Source organism: Stenotrophomonas sp. 220_Sma, from assembly GCF_056487375.1.
In genome coordinates, this window is record NZ_CM151348.1 from 979,811 (window position 1) to 1,002,481 (window position 22,671).

Sequence of the window (22,671 nt, forward strand, 5' to 3'; positions counted from 1 at the left end):
TTACTCGTCTCCGGGAATGGAATAGCGCTTGTAGGTTTGGATGTTGCTGTAGGCATTCGCGCCTGACTGCATCACGCCGCCCAGCGCCTCGGCATTGCCGGTGCGGATACGAGCGCGTGCTTCGGAGCCGCTTTCGACGACTCCGTTCCTGCGGTTCTTCTCGATGAGGGCCACGTCACGGCCAGCCTGGGCCATGATGTCGTTCGCCAGCAGCTCGACCGAGTTGCCGGACACTGCCGCTTCTGCTGCGGAGGCGCGCATCGCGGATCGCAGTGCGCGGGCCTCCTCCATGCGCTGTTGGGTGCGCTCGGCGGCCTGGTCGTTGATCTGCTCCTGCTGACGCTCCGCGGCTTCCTCGATGGCCTTGTTGTTCTGATCCTGGCCGTACATGGTCGCCATCGCGCTGACTGCGGCGATACCGACCTGGACTGCTACGGGGTTGCACATGGGGTCTTGGTTACTCGGACGAAGGGTGTCTTGGCGAAGCCGTAGGCGGACTCGACGCCGCTCTCGCGGAAGCCAAGCCAGCCGAGCCATCGCCGCGTGGTGACGGCGTGGACATCGACGAAGTTGAAGATGGTGCCGAAGGTGGCCGACCACTCGTCGCTGATCCGCCGAGCTTCTCGGAGGAACGTGCGGCAGAACGTGGGAGCCACCAGGGCGTCGGTGCCCAGCAGCCAAACCGAGGCGATACCCTCGGCGTGCTGGCTGAAGCCGAAGATGCACACGGGGGAACCGTCGTGCATCGCGGCGAAACTGCGGTCGCTCGCGGTCACTGCAAATGCGAGCGCCTGGAGCGGGGTGTGACCATGCGAAGCCGCCACCTCCAGGATGTCCTCCTGCCGCATGTTCTCGGCGACGTGGAGGATGTCGCTGGCGGTGGGGCTTCGATAGGTCAGGGTCATACTCGGCTGCGGGAGACGAACATGCCGCGCCACTGTGCTGACTGGAACCAGCACTGGAACGGCAGGCGGTTGACGAGGTGCATGCGGACGCTGTTGGCGTCGCCCAGCACGGGGAACCGGCGAGAGCCGGAGTGGAACGTCGGGGCGCTGGTGCGGAACACCGAGTCGTTGAGGACGCGCGCGGTGTACGCACCGGAGTGCGACGCCACGTAGGTCTCGACGCGGCCATTGCCGTGCTGCTCGACCTCCAGCTCGAAGTACGCGCCATCCTTGTAGGCGACCTCGATGTCACGCACCTGCGTGCGGCCCACCAGCACGGCCTGGTTCTGCCCACCGCGAACGATGGGCTTGGTCAGGGTGAGGCGGTGCTCGTAGTCCATGCCGACGACCACGCGGCCCTCGGTGTGGTTACCGGGGAGCGCAAGGCGGGTGCGGGCGTTGTCCCAGCGCGCCTTGGTGATGTCCAGGTACGCGCCGGGGTCTTGCCAGTCGTCCGTCTTGAGGACGGTGACCGTCATGCCATCGGGCACGATGTAGGGCAGGTCGATCCAGGTCTCGTTGCCGAACTGCTGATAGGTGGGCTGCACCACCAGCATGCGGTCGAGCAGGAAGTTGTAGTCGCCCGTGGCATCCGTGTCGTGCTGGTTGAGCACCATGCGGAACTTGAGCAGCTCGCAGCCGCCGCCTGGGGCTTCCGCGACGGCGTACAGCACGTCGTTGATGGCGTGCATGTGGACGATGCGACCGACGCCGGAGATTGACCAGCGCGTCCATGCGGACTGCTGCTTCTCGTCGCCGATCCAGCGGACGAAGTAGACGTAGAGCTGCGCGTCGGTCGGCTCGTCAGGAGCGAAGAACACGCAGTCGGCACCACTTGCGCTCGCCATCGCTCGCATGCGGCCCGGCATCAGCTTGGGCACATGCGCCGTCACGTCGGCGGCGTCGCCGGTCACCGACAGGTCGTCGATGAAGTATTCGCGCACGCTGGCGTATGCGCCGCTGTCCTCGGTGAAGTACAGCGACTCGCCCATCAGCTTCGGCCGGATGTACGGCGAGCTGCTGTAGCTGTTGACCGGATCGCTCTTGACGTTCTTGGCGGCCAGGTACGGCTCGGCGGTCAGGAGGAACTGGCCGCCCGCAGCGGCAAGGAACAGGGCCGACTGGAACGGGACTGCGTGGTAGAGCGTGGTGACGCCGTTAGACCCGCTGACGCTCACGTCGATGGGGTCGGCGTCGAGCACCTGGGTCACCGAAGTGCGCCAGAGGTTGAACGGATCGGAGACCTCGGACATCAGCACGTTCTCCCCGGCCAGGAAGCCTAGGCGGTCCCGGTGCTTGAACACCTCGCGGATGCGCTGGCCGTCGATGGACGGGAACGGGTTGCTTTGCTCGTCACCCGCGAGGCGCGCGGTCCACTCCGGTCCACCGAAGGAGAACCAAAAGCCGTCCGCATGCACTGGATCGGGGATGCGCTTGAGGATGTGCGGCATCGTCTTGGCATCGAAGCGGTGCTTGATGCCCGGCCGGGCGACCTCCAGGTAGACCGAGGAGGACTGCTTCTGGACGTAGTAGTCGTCGAATTGCGATTCGGACGAGCCGATGATGTTGTAGATCGCGCCGGTCGGCACAACGGCCGAGCCTTTGTCGCCGGGCTTCGGCAGGTCGGACATCGTTTGCGCCGATCCGTACAGCGAACCGGGCGACAGCTCATCGCTCTGCTTCACGTCTACCAGCCGGTTGACGATGAAGGTGGTGTCGGAGAACGTCGCCAGCGCGAAGCACGACCACGCACGCTGTCCCTGGGTGTCCAGGTAGTTGAGCGCGTCGCCCGTGGCGTTGACGGTGTATTCCTTGCCGGTCTCGTGGTCGAACACGCGGATGCTGCGGTGACCCACGGCGACGATGTAGCGCTCGTTCTCATCGCGGACGATGGAGTGGAAGGCACAGTCGTGATCGAGGGTGACGCCAAGGCCAGCAACGAACTCGGCGGGCGGGCGCTTGCCAGCGCCCATTGCGGCATGCAGCCAGGCGTTGATCGCCTTGGTGAGCTGGTTCGGCGAGCGGACGGTATCGTCCTGCTGCGACTCGCCTCCCAGGAACGAGGGATAGTCCCCCGTGATTAGCGGCATCAGCGGTCCCAAATATCAGACACGTCCGTCGAGCCACTGAGGAAGTTGTGGCCGCGGGCGTAGGTGAAGTCGGCGTGCTCCTGCGCGAAGATGAGGTATGCCTCCTCCTCGTGCTTCTCGGTGAACACGTAGAGCTGGTCGCTACCCAGCACGCTCGTCTGGAACAGACGCGCAGCGCGCACGGCGATGTAGCGGCGGGCCGACTCGGGCAGCTCCTCGTAGGCGAGGAACCAGGTCACGAAGTCGGCGGTGGGGGCCGACGAGAACGTGTCGGCGAGGGTGAGCGGGTTGATGAGGCGCGTGCCTCGGATCACCAGCGGCTCGCTTCCGCGTGCGGGGACGAGCTTGAGGATCGACTGCGGCGGCAGCACCTTGCCTTCCGCGTTGAGCGTGAAGGTGAACGACTCGCTGGTGTTGAACCACCAGCCAGCGGTTTGGACCTCGCGGCTCACCGCGCGGAGGGTGTCGCGCGCCTGCGAGGCGTACAGGTTGCCGAGCGCTTCGAGGTCGCTGATCGGCGCTTCGCCGATAGCACCGAGCAGCACATTGACGGCTTCGAGTTCCGTGGTCGGAGTGAGTTCGAGGTTCATGGATTCGGGGCAAAAAAACGGGGGACACCCATGTGGATGTCCCCCGTAGATGGAGAGAGATTGAAGCGCCGCGGGATTTGCCCAACGGCGCGGTATTGCTTACGGGGCCTTCGACAGCTCGATGGCACCGCGCGGAGCCAGGATGCCGTGACCCAGCGCGTACTTCGCCAGCATCAGGGTGCCCTGCTTCTCGCCCTGGTACACGTCCTCCAGGGACAGGTCCAGCAGCTTGAGGGTGCCGACCGCCGAGCGGTGGAAGATCACGCCCACGGTGTCCGCGAAGTTGCCGCGGTACTTGGCCGGGATCGAGGCCAGGGCCGACTCATCGACACGCGGCATCGCGTTGATCTTCACCAGCGGGATGCGGGCGACCGAGGAAATGATCGCCTGGCCGTAGGAGCCGTTCGATTCCGCGTTGATGTCGCGGTCGATCAAGTCCTTGTTCTCGGTCAGCAGATACCACTGAGCCGGGGCCAGTGCGCCAGTGAACTCCTGCGGGTTGTCCGGCAGCAGCTTCTCGTCGAACAGCATGCGGGCGTTGCGGAACGCATCGGCCAGCACGGTCGGATCGGAGGCCATCGTGGCGGCCTTGATGATGGCACCACCCGGCTGGCCTTCGACCTTGCCTTCGGTGGTACGAGCGGCCAGGATCGCGCAGCGCAGCTCGTTCTGCATGCGCTTGAGCGCCAGCTCCGCACCCTGCTGACGGGTGTACTCGGAACGCACGTCGTAGTGGTTCATCGCCTCGTCGATGTTGGCGATGAAGGCGTGCGAGATCAGCATCGGATCGAGGGTGATGATGGTCTCGTTGTGCTCGACCACCAGGCCCTTGATCTCGGTGCCCGGCACATGGTACTCGGAGCCGATGGTGCCGACGTTCGGGAACGAGGCGGACTTGCCGCTCTCGATGTTGCGCACCGACACGCGGCCGTCCAGCTTGTAGTTCTCGACGAAGCTGGTGATGGTTTCAGCAGTGTAGTTCTGCTTGAACAGCGCCCAGGCGTCGCCGTTGGCCTGGGCTTGACCCAGGCGGGAGGGGATTGCGTCCGACATTTAGTCCTTGCTTGAGGTTGAGTGGATTACTTGAACAGCGGCGACACGGCCAGGCGGGCGGAGACTTCCGCGCGGTAAGCCGGATCACGGTGGTAGCGCACATCGCGCATCGCTTCGACGACCTGCGCCTGCGACTGGAACGGCTTGGGGCCTGCATCGGCGTTCGATGCGGTCTTGCCATTCAGAAGGCGGCCGTTGCCGCCACGGAGGGCGACGAGGCCCTGGACTGCCAGCGCTGCGCGGCCGGCGTCGCCGGACTGCACCGCTTCGTTGAACGCCCGCTTCTGCTCGGCGCTCAGGTTGGTCTTAGCCCACTGGACCAGGCCGTCGTAACCGGCCTTGCCACCTGCGGGCGAGTAGACGGCGTTCTCGTAGGTCTGCACGCGAGCGCGCAGGCCATCGACGTACACGTCCACCAGCTCCTTCGGATAGCCCGCGTCCTGGAGCTTCTTGTAGCTCTCCTCGGACAGCGAGCCGTTCGAGTTGAACTCGGTGGCGAAGTCGTCCAGGTTCAGGCCAGCCCGCGCCAAGGCGTCACGCGCGTCATCCGCGGTGGCGTCGTCGATGGTCGCGGGGCCGCCCTTGCCACCCTTGTCGTCGGCTGGCGTGCTCAGTTGTGCGTAGGCGGCTTCCAGCTCCTCCACGGTCTTGTACTTGCCGCCGAACAGGCGCTCGCCATCGGTGCCACCCTGCGCGCCCGGTGCGGGCTGCTGGGTGTCCTGGGAGTTCTGCGGCGGCTGCTGACCTGGGGTCGGCTGGCCGTTGATGCCGTCAAGGCTGACGGTCACTTCGGACTTGCCCGGCTGCGACATTACTTGTCCTCGGGCTTGTAGTTGACGATGACCAGGCCGTTCGTCTTGCGGGTGATCTCGGCCTTGCCCTTACGCTCGACGCTCGGAGCCTTCGGGGCTTCCTTGGTCGGCTTGGCGGGCTTCTCGGTGGTTTCGTTCGACATTGCGTCCTTCTCGGGGTTACGGGGTTTGGGTCATCGCTGAGGCGATATTCGGAGCGGCACGGACCATCGCCTCCTGCGCCGAGGCGTCCTGCTGCTCGGCAGCAAGCTCGTCGTCGGAGCGGATCAGGCCCTTGGTGGAAATGTCGGAAGCGGCGGCCAGTCGGGAGATCGCCTCGCCACTGTTGAGGCGGCGCGCCTTCTCCTCTGCGCCGACAAGCGCATCCACTGCCTGACCGAACTCGATCAGCTTGTTCAGGTCGTGGCCGCGGCCGAGGGCGGCGATGCCAACGGTGATGCGCGGCTTGATGAGTTCCTGCGGCAGCTCGGGCAGGCGACCCTGCTTCTGGAGCTTGTGCAGGCGGCGGCGGATCAGCGGCAGCAAGAGCTGCTCGCCCGACATCGCCATGAAGCCGCTGAGGGCGTCGTCGAGTTCCTGGGTGAGCACCCGGATTTCGTAGGCGGTCACGCGCTCGCCGGGGCGCTGCACGGCGGACTTCACGCCGAAGATCAGCTCCAGCGAGTTCGCCAGCCCTTCGGCCTCCTGACGCACGAAGTTCAGGTCGTAGGCTTTCTGGAGCTGGAGCGTGGTCACGTCGCTGGCCTCGCCACGCAGCACCGCGCCGGACTCGGCCTCGGTGAGCTGGCGCTCGCGGATCGTCGAGGTCGGCTTGAGGAACATGATGATCTTCGCCAGCGCGGCGGCACCCTTACGGATCGCCTTGCGCAGCGCCTCCAGCGACTCGAACGCGCCCACGTAGTCGTAGACCAAGCCCTCGCCGTAGTCGTCCACGAGGGACGGCGGCGCGCACAGGGGAATCCACGGGCAGGCGTCGATGGGGTAGGTGCCCACGGTCTCGGGGACTTCGACGCCCTCGACCTCCTGGACCACTTCCCACTCCTTGCCATCTTCCGAGCGACGCACCCAGGTGTAGAGGTTCACGTCGTCGTTCTTGGTCTTTTCGTCGCGTTCCTGGGCGAGCTTCTGCATCACCGCCGCGCGGATCGAGTCCGGCAGCATGGCCGGGGCGATCTTGTCGAGCGTGATGATCTCCAGCACGTTGCCCAGGCCGTCGCGGTCGGTCACGTAGGAGGTCAGCGGATACAGCTTAGGCTTGCCCTCGTCGGGGTCGTAGAGCAGGAAATTGCCGAGGACGATGGCGTGCTTGGCCGCCTCGCTGAGGACCGGGCGGACGCCGCTGGTCTCCAGGTCGTTGACGATGACCCGCTCCACGTCCACCAGCGCGGCCTCCAGTTCGGAGGTCTCCACGCCAGCCTGCTCGGCGATGTTCTCGGCGACTGCCTGGTCAGGCGCGAGCTTGAACACCGAGGCGTTCGGCGGGAGCCAGGCCAGCACGATCTTCGAGGCCAGGGCGTTGACGCACTTCGGGCCGGTGTCGATGTAGGCGGAACCGGGGGTACGCGATTTCGCGCCCTCGTCCACCCACAGGCGGGGCAGGGTAACCTTGGCGCAGCGCTTGGCGCGCGTCTCGGCTTCTTTGCGGTTGGACTTGAGATCGCCGTAGCGCTTCGCGGCCGTCTGCTTCTCGGCCGAGGTCTGCTTGGCGTCAGCCATTCGGAATGGTCAGTCCTTGGTACTGCGTTGCGTTGTTCAGGTCCAGTCGGACCTTGGACTTACGCCGCTGATCGGCCGCGTGGCCGGTCGGCTGGGTGTCCTGGCGGGTCAGCAGGATCGGGTCTTTCTCCTGCTGGTCCGGCATGTTGGGCTTGCTGCACATGATTAGCGGGCGCGGTGCTCCATCTGCTCGACCTTCCGCAGCGCCTTTAGCCGGAGGATCAGGCGGCGCTCGCCCTGCCGGAGCAGGAACTCCTCCTTCGGCTTGGCGGGGTCGTAGATCACTTCGGGGTGCAGTTCGTCCAGGAGGTCGATCAGGTCGTAGGAGTGCAGAGGGATTTGCATAGAACTCCTGGGTTATGAATAGGTGGGGAAACTGTCGTTTCCCCCGATGATGACCACTAAACCCTTAGAGTCGGGCCAGCGATTCCGCGACCATCCGCAGGCGGTGGATCGGGCCGTTGTTGTCGATCACGGTGTCGATCAGGTCGCCGTGGACGCCTGCCTCGGAGGCATGCGCCGAGACCGGGGCCGCGCTGTCGCGGAGCACCTGGACCACCTGGCCGCCCCACTCACGGATGAACTGCGCCTCGTTGTCGAAGCGAACGTCCGACACCACGACGCCAGCAGCGCCGTCGCGGCGGGCCTGACGGATCTTCTGCGCGACCACCTTGACCCACAGGTCGCGGTCGATCATTTCACGGCCCCACTCGGTGCCCACGGTCTGCATCAGGCGGCGCGGGGTCTGCCCGTTGAGCCAGTCGAGCGGCTCCTCCTTGAGCGGGCCGTCCTCCATCGCGGACACCGGCAGGCCGGTGATGTCCGCCACGAAGGCGCGGATCGGGGCCGCGAAGGACAGCTTCACGAAGCCGTGGTCGCTGACCAGGAACTCGGCCAGGGTGTCTTTGCCGCTGCGGGCGCGGCCGGTGATTCCGATGATCTTCATGGGGACTCCAAAAGAGAAACCCGGCCTTAGCCGGGTACAATTCGTGTTCGTTATGGAAGGAGACAGGTATGGCGAGTTCTACGCCGAGTAACACAAACGGAGCGGAAATCTCTGAGCTTGCACAGAAGCTCTATGGCCTACAGGAGGCGATGGATGCGCTCGTGGCATCAGGGCAAGCACAAGGAATTCAGCGAGAGCGCTACGATGCGGCCAAGCAGCTCATCACAGATAAGCTCACTGAGTTCAGCTGCACGTATGAAACGTTGACTACGCCGAAGGCGATCCAGCTTTGGGTTTTCAATAGCCGAGAACCCGTAAGTCGGAATCCGTCAGAGATTGCACACTGGAAGCAGTTCTACGTGGACGAGTTGCGGTAAGCAGGATCAGGTGGCTTGGTTGTCGTCAGGCGAAACACCGGGCGATCAGCCAAGCCGCGCCAGCAACGCCGACAGCGGCCGGCCACAGCTTGACGCTGCCAGCCGAGCGGTACAGGGTGCGTTCGAGGGTGTTGAGGCTGCGCCACCACAGCCAGGCAGCGCCGTAGGCGACGAAGGCGAACAGCACGGCCAGCACGGCGACGATGGTGATGAACAGGATCAGGGTTTCCACAGCTTCACTTCCTTGGTCTTGGGGTTGTAGTCGCCGTAGCGCAGGATTCGCGCGAGGCGTGCTTGGCGGATCGCATCGTGCTTCGACAGCGGCTCGGTGCCGCCGCGGGGGATGCGGGTGGTGTAGGTGGTGACGACGGTGTTCCACAGCGCGCCGAGGTGCTCCTCGACGGACGCATCGCGGTACGCCTCGTGGATGGGCATGAGCAGCTCGTCCGCGCCCTTGTGGCCGATGCCGGGGAAGCCGGGGTAGTTATCCACCTGGTCGCCCGTGAGCACCTGCTTCATCCAGAACAGGTCAGCGTCGTGAGCCGAGATCGGCCGGACGCCCACGTCGGGACGGTTGGGGTTGTAGAGACGGATGCCGGGGATCGTCTGCATGTCCTTGTCGATGGACACGACGATGCGGCTGCCTGGCGCGCGCTTCGGATTCGGGTGCGAGGCCAGCAGCCCCAGCACGTCGTCACCTTCCAGGTTCTCGATCTCCACGATCTTGTCGCCGAACTCGTCGTAGACGAACTCGTCGAGCACGTACCACAGGGCAGGCTTGTCCTTGCTGGCACGGTTGAGCTTGTAGGTTGGGTCGATGTCCTTGCGGAAGTTGTGCTTCTTGCAGGACAGGGCCAGCAGGTAATCACGCGCGCCGAACTTCTCGACGATCTCGTCGATGTAGTCCTCCAGCTTCGCCTTCGCGCGCTCGGGCTGGATCGCTTCGACCTTGTTGCCGTCGCCGTTCCAGTCGATGTTCGCGGTGTTCGAGAACGCGAGCTGGTAGCGCAGCACATCGGCGTCGATCAGTAGCAGGGGGCCGCGCTTGTTCATGCGTCCACCCACTGCCATCCCAGGAACGCCAGCGCGAACCAGCGGTGCAGCCAGTTCGGACGCTCCCGGACCTGCACGAAGAAGTTGCCGCCAATGACCCAGGAACCGGCCGCCTGCGGTGGCCGATAGGTGACGTAGGAAGTCATGGCCGCTTCTCCGGGTAGCGCTCATACCACGCCTGTAGCTCGGCGGCGTAGCGCTTCATTCCGGCCTGGTACTCCGGGCCGTCGCCGAGCGGGTACTCGTGCTCGTCGCACACGAAGTCGGTGGTCGGGATGGTGTACGGAATCTGCGTGCAGGAGTTCCCCGTACACATCGACTGCCACATGATGATGTAGGAGTTCTCGCTGTGCCCTTTCAGGCACGAGCCATAGTCCGCACTCGGCGGCCAGGGCTTCATATCGCACGCAGCGAGGCCAGCACACAGCGCCAGGATCAGGAGAGCGCGCTTCATACCATGCTCTCGTGTACGGCGACCCAGCACTTCTCGCTAACGCGGCGGATGAAGTAGGTCGCGGTGCTCCACTCCACGGGGCGCAGCATGCGCTCGGTGCAGCACGGGCACTTGGCGTTGTAGGCATGAACCTCGGGCTGGTGTTCGAGCACAGCCACGCGGTAGGTGGTACACGGATCGATCACGCGGACATCGCCGTCAGCGGGGCCGCCAATGAAATGCACGCGAAGCCGGTTCTCGTTCATCGGTTCGATTCCTTGAGGACTTCCAGGGCGCTCGCCTTGTCGGCGTTGCAACGCTGGAGGCCGTCCTCGGCGTTGCCGCCGAAGCGGTAGAGGTCGTAGGTGGTGGTGGTCGGGTCAGCCATCACGGCGTCGAGTGAGGAGTGCGTGCCCTCAATGACGGTCGGCTGGAGGAACTGCTCCGGCACGACTTTCGAGGTGTGCGCGGCGCAGCTCGTCAGGAATGCGGCGAGACAGGTAATCGCCAGTTTCCGGGTCAGCATTTGCTGCAATCTCCACAGAGCGGTTGGTGGTGGCGCGGGCGTTCCGCAGCGCTGCATCGAAGGCAGAGCGGCGCACGGCTTCGCGGTTGAGGGTCTCGACGGTCTGCTTGAGGTCGGCCAGTTCCTTTGCCGACTCCTCCAGCTCCGTCACGCGCTGGGCCATTGCGGTGTACTTCCAGGCTGCGAAGCCGCCTGCCGCGAGCGCGGCAACGACCAGCAGCGCCGCGAGGGCGCGCAGGATGTTGGTTGGGTTCATCGGTTCTCTTGGACGTAACAGGCGACTCGCAGAAGCTCCGAGGGAGTCGCGTCGGACTTGATCTGATTCGCGCGTGCGGAGATCACGCGCACGTTGCCCCGGACGTAGCCGAGGTCAGGTTCGATGCGGTCGAGCGTGGGTGAGTTGGGGCCTTGGGCCTTGCGCCCGACAGCGCGGTACAGCGGGATGCCCAGTGCCGGGCAGAAGTCGGGGACCACGATGTCGTCCGACGTGAGGTCGAACGGCAGTCCCTTCCTAGCTGCCCGGCGTTTCGCTTGGCGCACCAGGGCGAGTGCAATGTCCCGCTTGCCGCGGGTCAGTGCGTCTCGGCCCAATTCCTTCCGATCTTGAACTCGCCATCGAGCGGACAGCGGAAGCCGAAGTAATCGCCAGCCTTGCGGATGGCAGCCTGGGCGGTCTTGCCCACGAACTCGGCCTTGTCCTCGTCCACTTCGATTTGCCACTCGTCATGGACGTTGGCGAGGAACTCGTAGTGGACGCCCGGCACCAACCCTGCGGCTTGCAGGTCGGCGTCGAGGATCACCAGGGCTTTCTTCATCACCAGCGCACCGGCCGACTGGAGCAGGGTATTGAGCGCGGCGTGGTCGCTGCGGATGTGCAGCTTCCGGCCGTCGAGACCGATCAGGTATCCCTTCTCGGCCGCGCGCTTCTTGACCCCGCGTACCAGCTTCTCCAGCGCAGGCAGCCCGGCCAGGAACTTCGAGCGGAGCTTCGCCCCGGCCTGGCGACCCTTGCCAACGATGGAGCCGAGCTTCGCGTCGCCTGCCCCATAGAGGAAGGCGTAGATGAAGGTCTTGGCGTTGTCGCGGGTTGGCAGTCCTGCCGCCGATTGGTTGACGGAGTGGATGTCGCCTTCGAGGATGACCTTGGCGTACTCGCCGCCGTCGTGCTTTGCCATGAAGTGCGCCAGGCAGCGCAGCTCCAATCCCGAGGCGTCCGCGCCGACCTGGAGCTTCCCTGTTGGGACGCAGAACAACGAGCGGCACTCGAATCCGTAGCCGCCTTCCTGGCCCTTGAGGATTCCCTTCTCCTTCGAGTGCTGGACCTTCGGCACCTGAGCGATGTTCGGCTTCGAGTGCGTCATGCGGCCGGTCACCGCTGCGTTCTGATTCACGCTGCCGTGGATGCGGCCGTCCTTCTTGATGGCCTTGAGCCACGCCTCGTCGCCTTCGGCGAGCTGGCCGAGGCGCTTGTTGACGATGAAGTGCTCCAGCAGGAGCGGGATGATCGGGAACTTGAGCGCGCCCAGGACTTCTTCGTCGATCTTCGGCTGGCCCTTCTCGGTGAACTCCTGGGGCTGCCAGCCGTACATTGCAGTCAAGCGGTCAGCAATGTGCTGGCGGCTTGCCGGGTTGAACACCACGTCCTTGTAGGTCGTGACCTCCACGCCCTTGACGTAACCGCGGCGCTTGTCGTCGCGCTTCGGTACGAACTTGCGCTTCACCACCTTCCACGGCGGAATGACCTTGCGCAGCTCGGCCTCCAGCGCAGTGCGCCGGGACACGAGGATGCACTCCAGCTCACGCGCCTTCTCCTGATCGAACAGGTAGCCGTAGCGCTGCTGACGCGAGAGGATCGGCGCGACGGCCTGCTCCAGCTCGATGGCCTCGGTAGGGAGGCCCTTGCTCATCAGCAACGCGAACAGCGCTTGCGTGACCGCAACGTCCTGGTCGCAGTAGTCGTCCATTTCCTGAGACCACTGTGCCCAGGGATCGAGGCCGCGTGCGGCCATCTGCGCCGCGTAGTCGCCTTTCCAGCGACCGAGGCGGTAGCCCCACGCTTCGAGGGCGTGGCGGCCGATCAGCTTGCCCGGCAACACCGGGTTCGCTCCCTGCTTCTTGCGGGCCTTGAAGTCGCGGTCCTTGAGGTCCGGGTAGACCAGCGTGGACATCAGCAACGTGTCGAAGTACGCCTGGACCTTGAAGTCCGGGAACACCTTGGCGATAGCCGGAATGTCGAATCCGGCGATGTTGTGGCCGACAACGCGCTTGGCCTTCTTGAGCCTCTCGACGGCCTGACGGACTGTCATTTCGCCCGTGCCGTGATCGTTGGCGGACAGGATGGGACCGCGCGGTGCGCCGGTCTCATCTACCTCTTGGAGGGAAATGCAGTGGATCGTGTCAAGTTCGTCGAGGAGGCCATTGGTCTCGCAGTCGAATACGAGGATCAACGGCGGTCCTCCTTACGGGTAGCCGTGGTTGGTTACGGGGATTGCGCGGACGCGGCGGCGGGCGCGGAGGATGTACTCCGGCTCGGGGGCCTTCGGCGGCGTGTGGACGCCCTGCGGCGCGTGGCCGGGGAAGTCGTCGTCCTCGAACAGTTCGTCCTGCTCGGGCTGGTCGGGATGCAGCGTGTAGCCGTAATCCTCGACGTAGTGCGTGATGCGGCGGATGGTGCGCTCGGTGCCGTTGTTGTTCAGCACGAACAGCAGCTTCTCCGATGCGTCGGCAACCGCGCCTTCGAGGGATACGACCACCACCTCGTCGGTGCTGGGTTCGTAGATGGCGACGTGGGCGCAGCACCGCAGATCGAACCGGGCGCAGTGCTCGTGCGGCGTACCGAACTCGAAGCCGATCAGGCTCACGAGGTGACCCTCGGGCGAGCGGAAGTTGCGGATGCCGTTCGGAGCGGCCTCGCTGGTCCAGTCGTTACGGCCGCTCAGGTACGCGGCCACGTAGGTGTAGCTCGCCAGTGACACGAAGAAGCAGTCGATGTCCTTGATTTCGGTCCCGTCGTAGAACGCGCGCAGGCTTCCGCCACCCAGGATCACCAGGTGGCGGACTTCGGCCGGCAACACGTCGAACAGGGACCGAGCGTGTTGCTCGGCAGTCATGGTTGGTCCCTTAGCGGATCAGGTTGGTGAAGCGCTCGGCGACGCGCAGGGCGCGCTCGGCTTCTTCCTCGTGCTCGTCGGCCTGCGAGTGCAGGACATCGGCCTTGTCGCGCAGCGTCGATGCGGTGGCGATGCGGTCGGCGCTGATCTTGAACAGCTTGTCCACCTGGCCCTCCAGCACCTTCACCACGTCGGTCACGGTGTCCTTGCGGAACGGAGCGGTCAGCAGGTCGATTGCGATGGCGACGATCTCTTTCATTGGGGTAGTTCCTCGGCTTTGATGTGGATGACCACGCGCCGCCCAGGCTTGCCGTACATGACACGGCAGGCTTGGTCGGAGCGCGGGAGTTGGTAGGGGAGAACGAGGCTCTCAGCGAAGGAGAGCGGCGCATCAGCTGGGATGAAGCCGACGACCGAGCGGCCGTCAGTAGTCGGAGGTGGATACATCGGATGACTCGTCGGCGAAGTCGCCGTATTCGCCCGGAGCATCTGCATTGAGCAGGCGGCCGGATGCGTGGTCGTAGCTGTAGTAGAGAACCTGGCCGTTCGACTGGCCGGTGAAGCGATCCTTTAGGACGCGGAAGGTCGTGCAGTTGCGCTCGGCCTCGTTCTCGGCCTGCGTGTTGCGCTCCAGGCCGAACGCGAAGTGCGTCCAGAAGCCAATCGCGCGGCTGCCCTTGAAGTGGCGGAGCATCACGCGCCCGCCTTCCTCGTGTGGCTTGCCTTCCGGCGTGGCGAGGTGCGAGACCAGGTAGATGCAGATGAGGTGGCGCTGCGCGAACTGCGCGATCTTCGCCATCGTGTCCTCCAGCATCTTCCGCTCGTCCTCGGCACCGGCCGCAAACGACGTGAGGTTGTCGAGGACGATGTGCTTGACGCCCTCGGCGACGACCATGTGGGCCATCTTGGCTTCGATCACGTCCCACTCGGACGAGCCGAAGTGGTCGTAGATGAACACCTGGCCCTTGTCGAGAATCTCGAACGCGGCTTCCAGCTCCTCCTGCGTCCAGCTCCCATCGGGGACGTGGAAGCGGCGGCCAGCAACCTTGCCTGCCATGCGCTTCGCCGTCTCGACCGGCTGCTGCTCCAGGAAGAACAGGCCAACGCGGTCGCCGGTTTCCTGCGCGATGAAGGCTGCTTCCTCCATCAGCCAGTCGGTCTTGCCGATGCCGGTGCCCGCGCCGAAGGTGTAGACCTCGCCGTACCGCTTGCCGTAGGTCAGCGCGGTGAGGCGCGGGTCGTGCCAAGGCATGCCCATCGAGACCGGCTTGAGTGCCTTCTCCTTGAGGGAGCCGAACGTCACCACTCCATCGGGGCGCTTGGTCTGCGCTTCGTAGATGGCGCGGGTGATCGCCTCGGCATCGCCACGCTGGAGCAGCTCGTTCGGGTCTTTCGCCGGGAGCTGTGCGATCTTGGCCTTGCCGGGAGTCAGCAGCAGCGCCACTTCCTGCGCGGCGGCTTGGCCCGGTTCGTCCATGTCGAACATGAGCACAACCTCGTCGAAGCCGTTGACCCACTCCAGCTCGCGCTTGATGGACTTGGCCGCGCCTTGCGCTCCGTTCGGAACGGACACCACCGGCCAGCGGAGGCCGAGTGCCTGCGCCACGGAGAGCGCGTCGATCTCGCCTTCGGTGATGACGAGGCGTCGCCCCGGTTCGTAGAGGTGCTGGCCGAACAGCCCGCACGCCTTCGAGTCGCCGATGAATGAGAACTTCTTGTCGGGGTAGCGGAGCTTCTGCGCGACGATGCCGCCATCGCGCTTGTAGTTGGCGATCTGCACGGTCTTGCCGTGCTTGTCCTTGCCGATCCAGTAGCCGTACTTACGGCATGCTTCCTCAGTGATACCGCGCTTCGCCAGGGCTTGCGGTTCACCCTTCGCAAAGTCGCTCATGGTTTTCCTGCTGGTGGGTTGAGAGACCTCCTCGCCTTCGGCTGGCTCGTAGTGACCGCAGCCGAAGCAGTAGCCGTGCCCGTCGCTGTAGCGCGCAAGGTTGTCCTTGCTGCCGCAGTTCGGGCACGGCTCTTTGTGGAGGTATTCGGAGTCAGCGCTTTGCACGCTCCACGGACCACATGCGCTTGCGGTAGGAAATGCCGAGGCGACGATTCAGCGCACCCTTGACGGTGCGGCCCAGGCCGCGGAACGGCTTGTCGGCGCGCGCCCATGCGCGCTCGAAAGCCAGGCGCATCGCGGACGGAATGACGGTGGTAGCGGTGTTGGTCATGCGTTCTTCTCCAGCAGGAACTTGGTGAATGCGGCGACTTCTTCGGTCGCATCGTTGGCGTCGAGGCCCAGCTCGTCGGTGCAGTAGTTGCGATACAGCTGGAGCAGCGCATCGACGCGGTACTGCTTCGGAGCGCGGCGCGCTTCCAGGAGCGGAGCCTTGCTGCGGCGCTGACGGCGCGACAGGCGATAGCGCGTGTACCGCTGCCCCGAGGCGTCCTCGCAGGTCTGCGTTTCGATCTCGAAGCCAGCAGCGCGCAGCTCATCGACGCGCGAGGCGAGGCGGCGGATGCGGTAGACGCCTTCGGCCTGCCACGAGGTCAGGTGCGAGTGGCGACGCAGGTGATCCAGGACGACCTGGGTTTGCGGGGGCAGCGGTTTCACGTTGGGTTCTCCTATCGAGGGAAGTCAGGTGCCCACACGACGGGCTTGCCGTAGGCGGCGAGCAGGCGTCGCAGCGCGGCGTGTTGGGCTTCGGTGAAGTTGTCCTCGGGCTGCATGGCGTCGTTGACGCCGCCCAGGAGGCAGACTTGGTATGCGGATTGGTTGTGCTTACCGGCGAGAGCGCCGGGCTGATTCAGCGGGCGACCGTCGTAGATCGAGCCGTCACGTTCGATGACGAAGTGGACGGCGATCTTCGAGTAGCCCTGCGAGCGGTGCAGGCGTGCGAGTTCTTCGCCGGTCGTGACCTGCTCGGGGCGGGTCATGCTGGCGAGGACGAACAGCGCCTCTACCGATTCCAGAGGTTTGAGGCGCACTTAGAGTTTGTAGAGGTGGACTTCGGTGCGTGGTTCTTCGTCCGGCTGCGCCCAGCGCTTACCGGAGAGCAGCCACATGACTTGCTTGTCGTCGGCCCAATAGCCGGTGGCTTTGGTCACAACGTCCATCGGCCCCTTGGCGAGGTTGTCCACGTCGCCCTTGGGAAACGCGGCCTTCGAGGTCTTGGCGCGTTTGCATACCGCGATGATGACCACTAAAACCGGATCGGTCGGCGACAGGTCCAGATCACCGGCTGGCAGATGCTTCTCTGCGGCTTCCTTCCAGGTCTTGTAGGTCTTGCCGTAGTAGACGCCCCAGCGCGAAACCTTCGGGCGCGAGGCGGGCACCGGGTCAAACGGGAACGTGAGGGAGGCCAAATGCTTGGCCCCTCTCGCGGTGTTCACGATGACCGACAGCGGATCAGTAGTCGCCGTCATCGCCCTCGTCGTCGGAGTCGCTGTCGTCGTCCGAGTCGTCATCGCTGTCGCTGAACGGCGCGCTGTCGGCGGCCTCGTAGCCGTCCTCCTCGCCGAAGCCGTAGTCCTTGGCGTTGCGCTGGCCGAACTCGACCAGCTCGATCACCTGGACGGCGACCATGTAGCAGGTCAGGTAGAACTTCTTGGCCGATTCGACGAACGAGCCGCCGATCTCGTAGGAGACCTTGAGTTCGCTGCCGCCGCCGATCTGCGGCGGGTTGTCGATCTTCTTGCCGCGGGCGTCGAAGATGTCCGGGCGCATGGTGAACTTCTTGCCGGTGCGCTTGCTGACGCCGCTGGCCTTCATCTTGAACTTCACCAGCACGCGGCCGGTGTCATCGCCGTTCTCGTCGGTTTCTTCGGTGAACACCGGGGCCACTTCGGCACCCTTCTTCTTCTTCGGGTTCTCGCTCAGGAACTCCTGGAACAGCTCGTCGCGCCGGGTTTCCAGCTTCTTCGCCAGCGCCTTGAAGTCCTTGTCGTTCGGGTCGAACGCCAGGCTCACGGTGTATTCGCCTTCCGGCTTGAACTTGGTGTCCGGTTCGTTCAGGCGCGGCCACACGGCGGTGCCCTTGGGGGAGACGAATCGTTCGCGCTTCTTGGTTGCCATCAGTTGTCGGTCTCGTAGTTGGTCGGGAGATAGATGCCCGCGCGCCACAGGTCAGCGGCGGCGGTCAACGGGGTGTCGGCGGAAATGCCGAAGGCTTCGTCGATGTCGAAGCCGATGAGCGCCTCGTCGATGAAGGCGTCGGTGATCGGGTCACGCATCACGGGTAGTGCGGTTTCAGCTCGCGCTCCGCGTAGCGGCGCACGGCGTTGAGGGTGTTGACCTGCCGGTAGCGGCAGTCCTGCTCCATGCGCGAGACGACCCGCAGCACTTCCATCGGATCGAGGCCGAGCACTTCGCAGAAGTTCTTGAAGGCGCACGCCAAGCCGATCACCTGATCGGCCGGGTGGCCGAGGGACTGCACGCTGTCGATCACTACGAAAGCGCCGCGTGCGGCGCTCTCGGCAGAACGTGAGTGCAGTCCGTCGATGACGCGATCACGCACCTGCGTGCAGCTCCGTCATGCGGTGCTTGAACTCCTCGACCGTGCCGTGTTCGGCCGGGTTGTAGATGCCGAGGACCACACCGAAGTGGTCCTGGGCAACGTAGGTGTTCAGTGCGTGCTGGTAGTTGATGCTCATGTTGATGTTCTCGCTTGGGGTATCAATTGCCAAAGGGGGATGGACTAGGCAAAGAAATAGCGCGACTCCAGCACCAGGCTGAGGTCCAGGTCGCCATGCGGCGGGAGGGGTGGGAGTTTCTCTGCCGCTTCTGGCGGGAGCTGCTCGACGAGTTGCTGTCGGAAGTCGGCCAGTACGTCGCCGCTGTATTGATCGACGAACGCCTGCCGGAGTGCGGCGGCGAGGATTGCTGCCTGGCCCGCGTGCGTACCGTAGGAGTCGTGGATCATGGCGAACGACTCGATGCCGTTCTCTGCCGCGAGGCAGGTGGTCAGCATCATGTGGCTGGCGTCGCAGGAGTGGACGAAGTTCGGACTGATCCCGAGGGTCTGCCTGCGACGGTCGAGCTTAGTACCGCCGATGTTGACCACTAAATTCACCTCGCGGCCTCCGACGTGCGGCCGGATGCGGACGCCTTCCTCCTCGCGGTACTCCTGGAGGACCGGGAAGCCAGCGGGGGTCGTCCAGCTCACCGGCAGGTCGGCCGACGAGGCGACCTTGGAGGCGTCACGCAGCCAGTCCATCGCCGCGCGGGCTGCGATCACGACCTCGCCGATGCACTCCCACAGCAGGGTCGCCAGGTACTCGGCGGTCTCCCAATCGTCCTCCATGCCCAGCTTCTTGAACTTGGAGAGCACCTGGGCGCGCATGCCCGACTTCGTGACGCCGTAGGGCAGCGTCATCACCGGCTGCTTCACGATGTCGCGGGTGAGCTGGCCGTCCAGCTTGATCGCCAGCGGGTCGCCGCTCTCGGCACGGGCGCGCAGCTTCTCCTGGGCCACGTCTTTCACGCGCGAATAGATGTCGGCGGGCTTCGGCTGCGGGATCAGGTTGGTGGCTGCACCGCCCACGGAGTCGCGGAGCATGGCCGAGAAGTTCTGGAGGCCGTTACAGGAGCCGTCGAGCGCGATGGGCAGATGGGAGACGTGATCGCGGCCGTTGAGGCTGTAGCCGAGCCACTCGAAGCACGCTGCCAGCGCGCAGAACGGGCTGTCGGCGTCCATCCAGAAGCGTTGGCCGTCCAGCGGATCGAGGGCGCTGTCGAGAATCTGCTCCTCGTGCTCGCGCACCCAGGCCACGCGCTCCTCGAACGACACCTTGTCCACGCCGAAGCAGTTGGCGACGTGGATGGCGAGCCAGTAGGCACCGTCCTCGCCGAGCGGCACGCCTTGGGCGAACGTCAGCAGGCCCTTGGCCGCATCATCACCCTGCGGGGTCAGCGTCGGGGGCAGGGGGTAGCACCGGCCGCGGAAGTCGAGGTTGTGAGGGAAGTAGATCGCGGGGTACTCGGCGAACTTCTCCGCCAAGGCGATCTTCTGCGCGGCGGCGAGGCGGGTGGACACGCTGCGCGCGTTGGCCTCGTAGACCTTGGCGCGGTCGCGCTTCCATTCCTTGAACTCGTCGGCGTGGTGCTCCTTGAAGTAGTCCGGGTCGGTCTCCAGCAGGGCAGGGCGGCTCGGCAGGTCCATCAGTTCACGCTCCGGCAGCCCGGCGACACCGCCGCCTGCGTTCCACAGCTCGCGCATGACCTCTAGGACGGGCACGTTCACCTTCCAGGCGGTTGCCTGGATGGCGTTGAGGGCCTGGTAGACGTTGGGCATATCGACCAGCGCCAGCTCGCGCTTGTAGGCGCGGTTGCGGGTACGCACGAGGTCAGCCCGGCCGCCGATGTCGGTCAGGTAGCCGCCGTCGCGGGGCGTGGTCCACGGACGGGGCGGGACGACCATCGGCATCAGCACCGGCTGGTACAGGGCGGCGCTGTCGTGGGCCTTGGTCAGCCAGTCGAGCACCTTCTGATTCCCGGCGATGAGCAGGTGGCGCTTGCCGCGCTCGGCGACGGTGACCAGCTCGACCAGCCCGGTCGCCTCGACGAACAGCTCGATGAGCTTCATGCCCACCAGCAGCGCGTCCTTGTCGGACAGGTAGAGGCGCTTGTCGTCCTCGGGGGCGAACTCGGCGTCGGCGATGACGTGCCGCATGACGGCGGTGGAGTGCCGGGCCGAGGTGGACTTCTTGAGCTGCTCCTGGACGACCCGGTACAGGCCGGGGTGCTTCTCGCGGAGCAGGGAGAAGTTGATCTCGTTGGCGACCTCGTGGCCCAGGGTGATCGCCACGGACACCGCCTTGCGGTGATCGGCGACCAGCGCGTTGACGCAGGTGAAGCTGGTCAGATAGGCGAGGGCGTGGGGGTTCAGGTGGCGGATGAATTTGAGGGCGGCGTGGCGCTTGCCCGGCTTGCCGGTGTCGGCTTCGGCCACGAACGCCATGATCGCGGCGGCGGTGGCGTCGATGCTCTCCATGACCAGCTTGCGGCCGGGGCCGGTCTCGGCCTCCTGGCGCTGCTCCCTGATCTTCTCGTAGCGGGCAATGCCCAGGCTGGTGCTTTCCTTCTCCAGTTCGAGCTGGGCGGCGTGCAGGTCGTTCTCTTGCCAAGTCGTCATCGTTTGCCCTCGGGGGATGCAAAAGTCAAAACGGGAGGACCGCACCGGGGGCTGCCCGGTACGGTCCTGAGTGGTTCGGTTGTTGGTCCTGGGTGGACCTATGTGGAACTGTAGTAGTCCTCGGTGGTGAACAGCAATGAGTAGTTCTGAATGGTTGTCCTAGGAGGAGGTCCGCCGAAGATGACCACTTTATTCGGCGTCACCTGGTGTCACCTGTCGCGGCACCCGGCGTCACCTATATGTCACCCGAAGCGTCACCTGATAGACTGGAACGCTGTAAGTAGTTGAGTGGTCAGCACTAATCGGCAGGGGCTTCGGGATTTAGGTTCCAGTGCCGCAAGGCGTGGGGGTTCGAGTCCCCCCTTTCGCACCAGTGCCGGCCTGTCCCCGCCCTGATCGGGCCATCTGCGCCCCCTTGACCGGCACGCGCTGGCAGTGCAGGCCGAATTGGGCGAAACTAAAGGGCTGCGGCAAGCAGGCGCGTCCCAGACGTCGTGTCCTTACAACCGTTTCATCCCAATCATCGAGCCGGGGGCGTGGGCCACCGGTGGCAGGAGTCAACATGCAAGCTTCGATCGAATCCACCGGCAACCTGGAACGCCGCCTGAGCTTCTCGCTGCCGGAAGAGCGTCTGCAGAGCCACATCGTCGGCCGCCTGGGCGAAATCGCCCGTACCACCCGCATCAAGGGTTTCCGTCCGGGCAAGGTGCCGGCCAAGGTGATCGAGCAGCGCTTCGGCGCGCAGGTCCGTGGCGAGGCGCTGGACGGCCTGCTGCGCGAAACCTTCGACGCGGCCGTGCGTGAGCACGACCTGCGCATCGTCGGCAGCCCGCGCATCGACAAGGGCGACGAGGGTGAATTCTCCTTCGTGGCCACCGTGGAAGTGGTGCCGGACTTCGGCGACATCGACGTCAGCAAGCTGACCGTCGTGCGCCACAGCGCCGAGATCACCGACGCCGACATCGACCAGATGATCGAGAACCTGCAGAACCAGCGTCGTACCTGGGCCCCGGTCAGCCGTGGCGCGCAGGACGGTGACCTGGTCGCGGTGGAAACCTGGTCGCAGGCCGGCGAAGAGCGCCTGCCGGCCGAGGGCACCGAGAAGGGTTCGATCGTGCTCGGCCAGGGCATGATGTTCGACACCATCGAAAAGGGCCTGGTCGGCCTGGCCAAGGGCGAAGAAAAGACCCTGGACGTCGAGTTCCCGGCTGACTGGCGCGTGCCGGTGCTGGCCGGCAAGACCGTGCAGGTGACCGTCAAGGTTGCCGAAGTGTCCGAGCCGGTCGTGCCGGCGGTCGACGAAGCCTTCATCAAGAGCTTCGGCGTGAAGGGCGGCGACGTCGAGCAGTTCCGCAGCGACATCCGCGCCAACCTGGAGCGCGAGCTGAAGGGTGCCCTGATGAACCGCCTGCGCCGCGAAGTGGGCGAGCAGCTGATCGCCGCCTATTCGTCGGTGGAAATGCCGCCGCGCCTGGTCGAGAACGAAGCCCGCGCCATGCTGGCCCAGCAGGTCGAGCAGATCCGCCGCAACGGCCAGAACGTCGGCGAGATCCCGGCCGATGCCCACGAAGGCTTCAAGGAAGCGGCCGCCAAGCGCGTGCTGGTCGGCCTGCTGGTCGGTGAAGTGGCCCGCATCAACGACCTGCGCCTGGAAGCCAAGCGCCTGAACGAAACGATGCGTCTGATCGCTTCGACCTACGAAGAGCCGGAACAGGTCATTGAGATGTACCGCAACGACCCCCAGCTGATGTCTGGCCTGCAGAACCGTGTGATGGAAGAGCAGGTGATCGACTGGATCGCCGAGCGTGCCCAGCACACCGAAGAGAAGCTGTCGTTCCAGGACGCGATCCGCCAGTAAGCCCGGGCGGATCACCGGATGCCCCGCGCCTTTGCCGGC

34 protein-coding genes are annotated in these 22,671 nt (G+C 65.1%); 2 read left to right on the forward strand and 32 right to left on the reverse strand.

The annotated features are described in order from the left end of the window. The 11 genes from ACZLIB_RS04645 to ACZLIB_RS04695 form a co-directional block, all read right to left on the reverse strand. Entirely contained in the window at window positions 1–399 is a 399-nt protein-coding gene (locus ACZLIB_RS04645) for a virion core protein, T7 gp14 family (RefSeq protein ID WP_032961812.1), read from the reverse strand. Window positions 400–431: 32 nt separating this feature from the next. Continuing rightward, window positions 432–905, reverse strand: coding sequence for a hypothetical protein (locus ACZLIB_RS04650; protein ID WP_005412400.1), 474 nt, complete (start codon window positions 903–905; stop codon window positions 432–434). After that, complete coding sequence (locus tag ACZLIB_RS04655) at window positions 902–3,046, reverse strand: phage nozzle protein (protein WP_143565846.1); 2,145 nt, start codon at window positions 3,044–3,046, stop codon at window positions 902–904. The genes ACZLIB_RS04650 and ACZLIB_RS04655 overlap by 4 nt, the downstream gene beginning before the upstream one ends. After that, window positions 3,034–3,624, reverse strand: coding sequence for a hypothetical protein (locus ACZLIB_RS04660; RefSeq protein WP_005412402.1), 591 nt, complete (start codon window positions 3,622–3,624; stop codon window positions 3,034–3,036). Before ACZLIB_RS04660 ends, ACZLIB_RS04655 begins: the two co-directional genes overlap by 13 nt. A 99-nt stretch (window positions 3,625–3,723) precedes the next feature. Further along, a complete protein-coding gene (locus tag ACZLIB_RS04665; RefSeq protein WP_005412403.1) occupies window positions 3,724–4,677 on the reverse strand; it encodes a major capsid protein in 954 nt (317 codons plus the stop codon). A 26-nt stretch (window positions 4,678–4,703) separates the two neighbouring features. Continuing rightward, the gene (locus tag ACZLIB_RS04670) at window positions 4,704–5,489 is read right to left on the reverse strand and encodes a capsid assembly protein (protein WP_005412404.1); all 786 of its coding nucleotides are present in this window, start codon (window positions 5,487–5,489) and stop codon (window positions 4,704–4,706) included. After that, window positions 5,489–5,632: a hypothetical protein gene (locus ACZLIB_RS04675; protein ID WP_004154577.1), complete on the reverse strand. Its 144-nt coding sequence runs from the start codon at window positions 5,630–5,632 to the stop codon at window positions 5,489–5,491. The genes ACZLIB_RS04670 and ACZLIB_RS04675 overlap by 1 nt, the downstream gene beginning before the upstream one ends. Window positions 5,633–5,648: 16 nt before the next feature. After that, window positions 5,649–7,205: a portal protein gene (locus ACZLIB_RS04680; protein ID WP_005412405.1), complete on the reverse strand. Its 1,557-nt coding sequence runs from the start codon at window positions 7,203–7,205 to the stop codon at window positions 5,649–5,651. Then, window positions 7,198–7,350 (reverse strand): hypothetical protein, encoded by a 153-nt coding sequence (locus ACZLIB_RS04685; RefSeq protein WP_005412406.1) that lies wholly within the window; start codon window positions 7,348–7,350, stop codon window positions 7,198–7,200. Before ACZLIB_RS04685 ends, ACZLIB_RS04680 begins: the two co-directional genes overlap by 8 nt. Window positions 7,351–7,370: 20 nt before the next feature. After that, window positions 7,371–7,550 carry a hypothetical protein gene (locus tag ACZLIB_RS04690; protein ID WP_005412407.1) on the reverse strand — a complete coding sequence of 60 codons (180 nt, stop codon included), beginning with the start codon at window positions 7,548–7,550 and terminating at the stop codon, window positions 7,371–7,373. A gap of 64 nt (window positions 7,551–7,614) precedes the next feature. Next, on the reverse strand, window positions 7,615–8,151 hold the full coding sequence (locus ACZLIB_RS04695; protein ID WP_004154581.1) for a deoxynucleotide monophosphate kinase family protein: 537 nt from the start codon (window positions 8,149–8,151) through the stop codon (window positions 7,615–7,617). Between the two features lie 68 nt (window positions 8,152–8,219). Between ACZLIB_RS04695 and ACZLIB_RS04700 the strand changes: the two genes are divergently transcribed. Then, window positions 8,220–8,528: a hypothetical protein gene (locus tag ACZLIB_RS04700; RefSeq protein WP_032961816.1), complete on the forward strand. Its 309-nt coding sequence runs from the start codon at window positions 8,220–8,222 to the stop codon at window positions 8,526–8,528. A gap of 25 nt (window positions 8,529–8,553) precedes the next feature. Here ACZLIB_RS04700 and ACZLIB_RS04705 read toward each other — a convergent pair whose 3' ends face one another. From ACZLIB_RS04705 to ACZLIB_RS04805, 21 genes are all read right to left on the reverse strand, one after another. Beyond that, the gene (locus ACZLIB_RS04705; RefSeq protein ID WP_005412408.1) at window positions 8,554–8,760 is read right to left on the reverse strand and encodes a hypothetical protein; all 207 of its coding nucleotides are present in this window, start codon (window positions 8,758–8,760) and stop codon (window positions 8,554–8,556) included. Beyond that, the gene (locus tag ACZLIB_RS04710) at window positions 8,748–9,581 is read right to left on the reverse strand and encodes a hypothetical protein (RefSeq protein ID WP_004154583.1); all 834 of its coding nucleotides are present in this window, start codon (window positions 9,579–9,581) and stop codon (window positions 8,748–8,750) included. Before ACZLIB_RS04710 ends, ACZLIB_RS04705 begins: the two co-directional genes overlap by 13 nt. Then, window positions 9,578–9,727 (reverse strand): hypothetical protein, encoded by a 150-nt coding sequence (locus ACZLIB_RS04715; RefSeq protein WP_005412410.1) that lies wholly within the window; start codon window positions 9,725–9,727, stop codon window positions 9,578–9,580. Before ACZLIB_RS04715 ends, ACZLIB_RS04710 begins: the two co-directional genes overlap by 4 nt. Then, a complete protein-coding gene (locus ACZLIB_RS04720; RefSeq protein WP_005412411.1) occupies window positions 9,724–10,035 on the reverse strand; it encodes a hypothetical protein in 312 nt (103 codons plus the stop codon). Before ACZLIB_RS04720 ends, ACZLIB_RS04715 begins: the two co-directional genes overlap by 4 nt. Then, the gene (locus ACZLIB_RS04725) at window positions 10,032–10,280 is read right to left on the reverse strand and encodes a hypothetical protein (protein WP_005412412.1); all 249 of its coding nucleotides are present in this window, start codon (window positions 10,278–10,280) and stop codon (window positions 10,032–10,034) included. The genes ACZLIB_RS04720 and ACZLIB_RS04725 overlap by 4 nt, the downstream gene beginning before the upstream one ends. Then, window positions 10,277–10,402: a hypothetical protein gene (locus ACZLIB_RS04730; RefSeq protein ID WP_005412413.1), complete on the reverse strand. Its 126-nt coding sequence runs from the start codon at window positions 10,400–10,402 to the stop codon at window positions 10,277–10,279. Before ACZLIB_RS04730 ends, ACZLIB_RS04725 begins: the two co-directional genes overlap by 4 nt. A 28-nt stretch (window positions 10,403–10,430) precedes the next feature. Then, entirely contained in the window at window positions 10,431–10,796 is a 366-nt protein-coding gene (locus ACZLIB_RS04735; protein WP_005412414.1) for a hypothetical protein, read from the reverse strand. After that, a complete protein-coding gene (locus ACZLIB_RS04740) occupies window positions 10,793–11,131 on the reverse strand; it encodes a hypothetical protein (protein WP_050483582.1) in 339 nt (112 codons plus the stop codon). The genes ACZLIB_RS04735 and ACZLIB_RS04740 overlap by 4 nt, the downstream gene beginning before the upstream one ends. Next, the gene (locus ACZLIB_RS04745; RefSeq protein WP_049417451.1) at window positions 11,113–12,987 is read right to left on the reverse strand and encodes a DNA polymerase; all 1,875 of its coding nucleotides are present in this window, start codon (window positions 12,985–12,987) and stop codon (window positions 11,113–11,115) included. The genes ACZLIB_RS04740 and ACZLIB_RS04745 overlap by 19 nt, the downstream gene beginning before the upstream one ends. Before the next feature lie 12 nt (window positions 12,988–12,999). After that, window positions 13,000–13,650, reverse strand: coding sequence for a Gabija anti-defense Gad2 family protein (locus ACZLIB_RS04750; RefSeq protein ID WP_005412416.1), 651 nt, complete (start codon window positions 13,648–13,650; stop codon window positions 13,000–13,002). Between the two features lie 10 nt (window positions 13,651–13,660). Continuing rightward, window positions 13,661–13,909 carry a hypothetical protein gene (locus ACZLIB_RS04755; protein ID WP_005412417.1) on the reverse strand — a complete coding sequence of 83 codons (249 nt, stop codon included), beginning with the start codon at window positions 13,907–13,909 and terminating at the stop codon, window positions 13,661–13,663. 165 nt (window positions 13,910–14,074) lie between these two features. After that, window positions 14,075–15,541, reverse strand: a complete 1,467-nt coding sequence (locus ACZLIB_RS04760; protein ID WP_005412418.1) for a toprim domain-containing protein — start codon at window positions 15,539–15,541, stop codon at window positions 14,075–14,077. Window positions 15,542–15,692: 151 nt separating this feature from the next. Then, window positions 15,693–15,872 carry a hypothetical protein gene (locus ACZLIB_RS04765; RefSeq protein ID WP_004154591.1) on the reverse strand — a complete coding sequence of 60 codons (180 nt, stop codon included), beginning with the start codon at window positions 15,870–15,872 and terminating at the stop codon, window positions 15,693–15,695. Continuing rightward, entirely contained in the window at window positions 15,869–16,255 is a 387-nt protein-coding gene (locus ACZLIB_RS04770) for a helix-turn-helix domain-containing protein (RefSeq protein ID WP_004154592.1), read from the reverse strand. Before ACZLIB_RS04770 ends, ACZLIB_RS04765 begins: the two co-directional genes overlap by 4 nt. A gap of 11 nt (window positions 16,256–16,266) precedes the next feature. Further along, window positions 16,267–16,629, reverse strand: a complete 363-nt coding sequence (locus ACZLIB_RS04775) for an N-acetylmuramoyl-L-alanine amidase (protein WP_004154593.1) — start codon at window positions 16,627–16,629, stop codon at window positions 16,267–16,269. Continuing rightward, a complete protein-coding gene (locus ACZLIB_RS04780; RefSeq protein WP_157178715.1) occupies window positions 16,630–17,067 on the reverse strand; it encodes a RusA family crossover junction endodeoxyribonuclease in 438 nt (145 codons plus the stop codon). Further along, window positions 17,051–17,716 carry a hypothetical protein gene (locus tag ACZLIB_RS04785; protein ID WP_004154595.1) on the reverse strand — a complete coding sequence of 222 codons (666 nt, stop codon included), beginning with the start codon at window positions 17,714–17,716 and terminating at the stop codon, window positions 17,051–17,053. The genes ACZLIB_RS04780 and ACZLIB_RS04785 overlap by 17 nt, the downstream gene beginning before the upstream one ends. After that, a complete protein-coding gene (locus tag ACZLIB_RS04790; protein WP_154267700.1) occupies window positions 17,716–17,874 on the reverse strand; it encodes a hypothetical protein in 159 nt (52 codons plus the stop codon). The genes ACZLIB_RS04785 and ACZLIB_RS04790 overlap by 1 nt, the downstream gene beginning before the upstream one ends. Then, window positions 17,874–18,158 carry a hypothetical protein gene (locus ACZLIB_RS04795; protein ID WP_005412421.1) on the reverse strand — a complete coding sequence of 95 codons (285 nt, stop codon included), beginning with the start codon at window positions 18,156–18,158 and terminating at the stop codon, window positions 17,874–17,876. Before ACZLIB_RS04795 ends, ACZLIB_RS04790 begins: the two co-directional genes overlap by 1 nt. Beyond that, the gene (locus ACZLIB_RS04800) at window positions 18,151–18,294 is read right to left on the reverse strand and encodes a hypothetical protein (protein WP_005412422.1); all 144 of its coding nucleotides are present in this window, start codon (window positions 18,292–18,294) and stop codon (window positions 18,151–18,153) included. Before ACZLIB_RS04800 ends, ACZLIB_RS04795 begins: the two co-directional genes overlap by 8 nt. 44 nt (window positions 18,295–18,338) lie before the next feature. Continuing rightward, the gene (locus tag ACZLIB_RS04805; protein ID WP_005412423.1) at window positions 18,339–20,774 is read right to left on the reverse strand and encodes a DNA-directed RNA polymerase; all 2,436 of its coding nucleotides are present in this window, start codon (window positions 20,772–20,774) and stop codon (window positions 18,339–18,341) included. A 562-nt stretch (window positions 20,775–21,336) separates the two neighbouring features. Between ACZLIB_RS04805 and tig the strand changes: the two genes are divergently transcribed. Next, window positions 21,337–22,632, forward strand: a complete 1,296-nt coding sequence (gene tig, locus ACZLIB_RS04810; RefSeq protein ID WP_049400909.1) for a trigger factor — start codon at window positions 21,337–21,339, stop codon at window positions 22,630–22,632. Window positions 22,633–22,671: the final 39 nt, after the last annotated feature.